The sequence below is a fragment of the Streptomyces sp. MH60 genome (assembly GCF_002939385.1).
Taxonomy (GTDB): Bacteria; Actinomycetota; Actinomycetes; order Streptomycetales; family Streptomycetaceae; genus Streptomyces.
The window spans coordinates 1-4,802 of the sequence record NZ_MULI01000159.1; the positions used below are offsets into that span (position 1 = coordinate 1).

General features: G+C 74.1%; 5 protein-coding genes. 1 reads left to right on the forward strand and 4 read right to left on the reverse strand.

Going from position 1 to position 4,802, the window contains the following annotated elements; translation table 11 throughout:
• The 4 genes from BZZ08_RS38660 to BZZ08_RS38100 all read right to left on the reverse strand — a co-directional run.
• Positions 1-285 (reverse strand): hypothetical protein (locus BZZ08_RS38660; protein WP_133169274.1); only part of this gene is annotated, 285 nt, incomplete at its 3' end.
• A 4-nt stretch (positions 286-289) separates the two neighbouring features.
• The gene (locus BZZ08_RS38090) at positions 290-1,312 is read right to left on the reverse strand and encodes an AAA family ATPase (protein WP_104636693.1); all 1,023 of its coding nucleotides are present in this window, start codon (positions 1,310-1,312) and stop codon (positions 290-292) included.
• A gap of 169 nt (positions 1,313-1,481) precedes the next feature.
• Positions 1,482-3,719 (reverse strand): VMAP-C domain-containing protein, encoded by a 2,238-nt coding sequence (locus BZZ08_RS38095; protein WP_104636694.1) that lies wholly within the window; start codon positions 3,717-3,719, stop codon positions 1,482-1,484.
• Positions 3,716-4,186 carry a CU044_2847 family protein gene (locus tag BZZ08_RS38100; RefSeq protein ID WP_104636695.1) on the reverse strand — a complete coding sequence of 157 codons (471 nt, stop codon included), beginning with the start codon at positions 4,184-4,186 and terminating at the stop codon, positions 3,716-3,718. Before BZZ08_RS38100 ends, BZZ08_RS38095 begins: the two co-directional genes overlap by 4 nt.
• 179 nt (positions 4,187-4,365) lie before the next feature.
• Between BZZ08_RS38100 and BZZ08_RS38105 the strand changes: the two genes are divergently transcribed.
• Positions 4,366-4,548 (forward strand): DUF6104 family protein, encoded by a 183-nt coding sequence (locus BZZ08_RS38105; RefSeq protein WP_104636696.1) that lies wholly within the window; start codon positions 4,366-4,368, stop codon positions 4,546-4,548.
• Positions 4,549-4,802: the final 254 nt, after the last annotated feature.

The following is a 4,802-nucleotide window of genomic DNA, read 5'->3' on the forward strand; positions in this document are numbered from 1 at the left end:
TTCCGGCAGCACCACGGGCCTGGCGGGCGGGCGGGCCGCCGGGGGCGCGGAGGGGATGCCGGGGTCGGGCGGAGCGTCCGCGGCGTCGGCCGACCGGGTCCACCGGGCCAGCCAGAGCGCGTCGCAGAGCTGCTCGGCGTCCGGGTCCAGGCCCACCTCCCGCAGCCGCAGGACGAGTCGGGCGAGCGGGTCGCCGGCGGGCACGTCGGTGCGCCCTGCCTCGGAACCCTCGTCGCCGGGGGCGCCGTGGCGGCCTGGACCGTGGCGCGCCGTCTCGTCGGGCATCGCGTCACCTCGGGCGATCGAGCCGCTGGATGAGCAGGTCGGCCAGGCGGTCGCGGCTGGGCGTGGCGGCGGCGTCGGTGAGGTAGATCGCGTTGAGCAACTGGTCCGTCGCCAGCAGCTCGCTGCGGGACCGCTCCAGGAACCGGGTGACGAGGTCGTCGCCCGCGCGGGCCGCCTCGTCGCCCAGGTGGGCCCGTACGAAGGTGGCGAGCCGATTGTGGTCGGGGCGGCCGAGCTCCAGGTGGATGCAGCGCCGCATCAGCGGGGCCGGGAAGTCGCGTTCGCCGTTGCTGGTGAGCACCACGAACGGGAAGGCGCGGCAGCGCACGCGGCCGTCGCGCACCGGCACTTTCACGCCGTCCGCAGTGAGCACCTCGGCCGTGCGGTCCGGCAGCCGGTCCGCGATGCGTTCCAGCTCGGGGATGGCGAACTCGCCCTCCTCCAGTACGTTCAGGAGGTCGTTGGGCAGGTCGATGTCGCTCTTGTCCAGCTCGTCGATGAGCAGGACGCGCGGCTTGTCGGAGGGCAGCAGGGCGGTGCCGAGGGGGCCGAGCCGGATGTAGCCGCCGATGCCGTCGACCGCGCCCGGCGTCCCGGACCCGGGGCCGTCGTCCGCCTGCGCGGCGATCTGCACGTCCTGCAGGCGCGCGATGGCGTCGTAGTGGTAGAGGCCGTCCTGGAGTTCGGAGCGGCTGACGATGGACCAGCGCAGCACGTTGCCGAGGCCCAGTTCGTACGCCACCGAGTGGGCCAGGGTGCTCTTGCCCGCGCCGGGGCTGCCGGTGACCAGGAGCGGCCGGCGCAGGTACAGCGCGGCGTTGATCATCTCCAGTTCCTCGGCGCCCGGCCGGTGCAGTTCGGCCAGGTGCCGGTGGGCGCCGAGCCTGCGGTCCTCGGACCCGTCGCCGGAGCCCGCCGCGTCCCGGCTGGTGAAGTCCCGCCACGGAGGCGGGTCCGGAAGCCGGTCGAGGCCGTCGTGGGGTTCGCCGGCGCCCCGGTAGATGAGCCACTCGCTGGATTCGGTCATGATCCAATCCTCGTCGTCACTCGTCCGGGGGCGCTGTCGTCGTGGGGGCGTCCATCACGGTATCGATCCTGAACGGGACTGGTAAGAGGCACATCACCCAACGGGTCCCTTGGCAAAGGGACTTGAAACACCGGGGCGCATGGTCGACGCGGGCACGCGCGGGCCGCGGTCACGGTGCCTCCAGCAGGTCGCCCGCGCCGGGCAGGGGCTGGTGCGGATCGTCGTACAGCAGCGCTATGCCGTGGGCCCAGAAGGTCTCGGGCCGTCCCGATCGCAGTCTGAGGCGCAGGTCGCGCACGGCCTCGGGCAAGCGGTGGGCGCCGGTCGGGCCCGCGATCTGGTCCAGGGTGCCGCGGTGGAACTCGCCGCAGACCGCCTCCGGCAGCACGTGCCGACGGCGCCACAGCGCCACGCCGAAACCACCGCGCACGAGCTGGGCGAGCGCCTCCGTGTCGGCCTCGCGGCCGTGGCCGTCGAAGCGGCACAGCACCGGGACCGTGCCGTGCGACAGGCCCCGCAACTCCTCGACGGGCGGCACCGGTTTGCGCAGGCCGTCGTCGCAGTCGAGGACCGCGGCCGTCACCGGGTGTGCGTGCAGCCAGCGCCAGCGGGCCCTGCGTTCCTCGTCGATGTCCAGCCGGTGGTCACCGTCCAAGGCGGCCGCGGACTGCTCGCCGCCTCCGCCGGTGCCATGCCTCCCGCCGATTCCGCCGCTTTCCCCGTGCTCGGCGTACTCGCCGTACTCGGCGTACTCGCCGTACTCGCCGTACTCGGCGTACTCGGCGTACTCGGCGTACTCTGTCAGCTGGTCGCGGTCGGAGCAGCGCAGGACGACCGGGCGCTGGGTGCCGAGTCGCTCGTCCTCGGGACCGAGCGTCCATTCGTCCACGTCGAGGGCCAGCAGCGAGTGCTCCGTCGCCACTTGCAGGACCGCCGGCCGGCCCGGCGTGTCGCACTGCCGGAACGCCTCCTTGAGCGGTGCGGACAGATGGGTGGCGAGGTCGGCGAGCGGGACTCGCTGGACCTCCTTGAGGCGCTTCGCCTCTCCGTCGGAGCGCACGACGAAGACCGACCAGTCGCAGCGGTCCGGCTCCCAGCCCCGCCGCACGATCTCGACCAGCACGGACGACTGTCCGGTCGCGGCCCGTCCCGCATCACCGGCGGACGCCGCGGTCCGCCGGGCGCCCGCCACCGGGGCGGGCCTGCGGGCCTCCATCCTGGCCTTCCGCCGTTGGACGAGGGCGGTCCGGCGGCCGGGGCCGAGCCGCTGGGCGGCCAACCTCACCCCGGCCCACAGGGCCTCCTCGGCGGCCGGCGTACTGGGCGCGCGGAACGGGCGGTCGGCGGTCATGGCGTGCACCGCGTAGTCGAGCACCAGGTAGAGGGCGCCGTCGTCGCGCGCGTACTCGTACAGGGCGCCGAGTCCGTCCCGCCAGCCGCGCGGGGCGGGCAGCGGAGCCGGGGCCTCGAAGTCCTGCAACGAGTCGAGGAGGTCCAGCAGGTCGCTGGTGCTGGCCGGGGGCGGCAGGTCCGCGAGACGGCCGAGCAACTGGACGCGCTCGTCGGGGCTCAGCGTCTGACCGGGCCGGGCACCGAGCCGGCTCTGCACGTCGGCCCAGGTCTGACGGCGCGCGTCCGGATGCCGCTGCCGGTCACGGTGGTACCGGTCGTGGGCGTGCACCACCGCCTGGTACAGATCGTCGGCTTCCGCCTTCAGCTCCCCGGCGGGCACGGGCAGCGTCCGCAGTTGTTCCAGCCCGGTGGACGTGCCCCCGCGCGCGTGGACGGAGCGCGACTTGAGTACGCCGATGACCTCGCCGCGCTCCGGATCGATCACGGGGCCGCCGGAGACACCGTCCGGCAGGTCGTTGTCCCCGAGCCGCATCTGGACGTCCGTGGTCCAGCCGCCGATGGTGCCCTGCACGGTGAGGGTGCCGTCGAGCAGGCTCAGCCGCCCGTCGACCACCGTCCAGCCCGCGTACAGGACCTTGTCCTCGCCGAAGTAGGCCGCGGGGCGCTCGGAGAGGTACACGCACTCGTGGTCGACCGGCTCGCTCAACCGCACCAGCGCGAGGTCGGGGGCGGGCCAGTTGCCGGGCACGGGTCCGAACCCTTCGGGCAGCGCCGCCGCCACGTGGCCCGAGACCGCGGACATGCCGCGGCCCGGTGCGGGCTCGTACACCACCACGACCTCGCCCCCCTCACCGCCGCATGCCACGTGTGCGCAGGTCAGAACCCAGCTCGGCGCGACGAAGTAGCCGCTGCCGAGGAACGTCTCGGGTTCGTCGAGGGCATACCCGGCGTCCGGCCGATGAATGCGAACGGTCGCCGCCATGACGAGGCCACGCAGCGCACGGCGGGCCGCGTCGTGGGCCCCCGGTGCGCCGGGGGCGCGTCCGTGCGTCACGCCCCGCTCCCGGAAGCGGCGTCACCGGTCCCGCCGTGCCCCGGAGCGCGGGCGGACGCGTCCGCGCCGGCGTCGGGGGGCTCACCACCCGGAGCGCGGGCGTCGGACGCGGGCGGGGCCGGCGGGCCGCCGTTCCAGGTGAGGGTGACCGAGATGCCCGCCTTGGCCTCACCGTCGGCGAGGAGGCCCACGACCTTGCCGGCCTTGGCCGTCAGCTCGATGCCGAACTGGACGCTCACCTCGTCCGGCCGCACCGCGCGCAACGGTTCCGCCAGCGAGTGCGCGACACCGGTCACGAGCGCGTTCAGGCTCTCGACGCTCGCCTCGATCCGCTCGCCGAAGCCGGTGTCGCTGAACGACAGCTGCCCGGACGGAACCGGCAGCTCCGCCGCGCCCGAGATCCGGGCCCAGACCGGTGTTCCGTCCGGCAGCGCGATGCGCGTGACGCGCGTCGCTTCCTCTCCCATGCGATTCCCCCGTCCCCGCGCCCCCTCGACGGCCCCGGAAGGCACGGCCCTGTGGACGCCTATCCTTGTGCTGTCTCTTCACAACCGACGGACAGACCCCATCTCTCCACCCCGCAGGCACAGGTTTCTTCCCGCACGGGAGGCTCTCAACCCTGCAAAGACCCGACGGAGCACGATCCATGTACTTCACCGACCGCGGCATCGAGGAGCTGGCGAAGCGGCGCGGCGAGGAGGAGATCACCTTCGAGTGGCTCGCCGAGCAGCTGCGCACGTTCGTCGACCTGAACCCGGACTTCGAAGTACCGGTGGAGCGCCTGGCCACCTGGCTGGCACGGCTGGACGACGAGGACGAGGACGAGTAGGACACCGGGACACGAGGACGGGCAGGGGCGCACGGGCGCCGAGAGGATCACGTAGGCACGCGCGGCCCTCGGGGCGCCTCGGCGGCACGGCGGGGCCCGCCCGACCGCCGGGGCGGAACGTCAGGTGCGCCTGGAGAGCCCGTGGGCCGCGCCGAGCGCGCCGTGCCCGACCAGCAGCGCCCCCGCCACGGTCCAGCCCCCGCTGCGGCGCCGCAGACCCCAGACGGTGAGCGGCAGGCCCGTCACCATCTGGG

What these genes read in the sequence shown, in the direction of transcription:
- BZZ08_RS38090 (WP_104636693.1), bottom strand. Translation starts at nt 1,312, where the DNA reads ATGACCGAATCCAGCGAGTGGCTCATCTACCGGGGCGCCGGCGAACCC.
- BZZ08_RS38100 (WP_104636695.1), bottom strand. Translation starts at nt 4,186, where the DNA reads ATGGGAGAGGAAGCGACGCGCGTCACGCGCATCGCGCTGCCGGACGGA.
- BZZ08_RS38105 (WP_104636696.1), top strand. Translation starts at nt 4,366, where the DNA reads ATGTACTTCACCGACCGCGGCATCGAGGAGCTGGCGAAGCGGCGCGGC.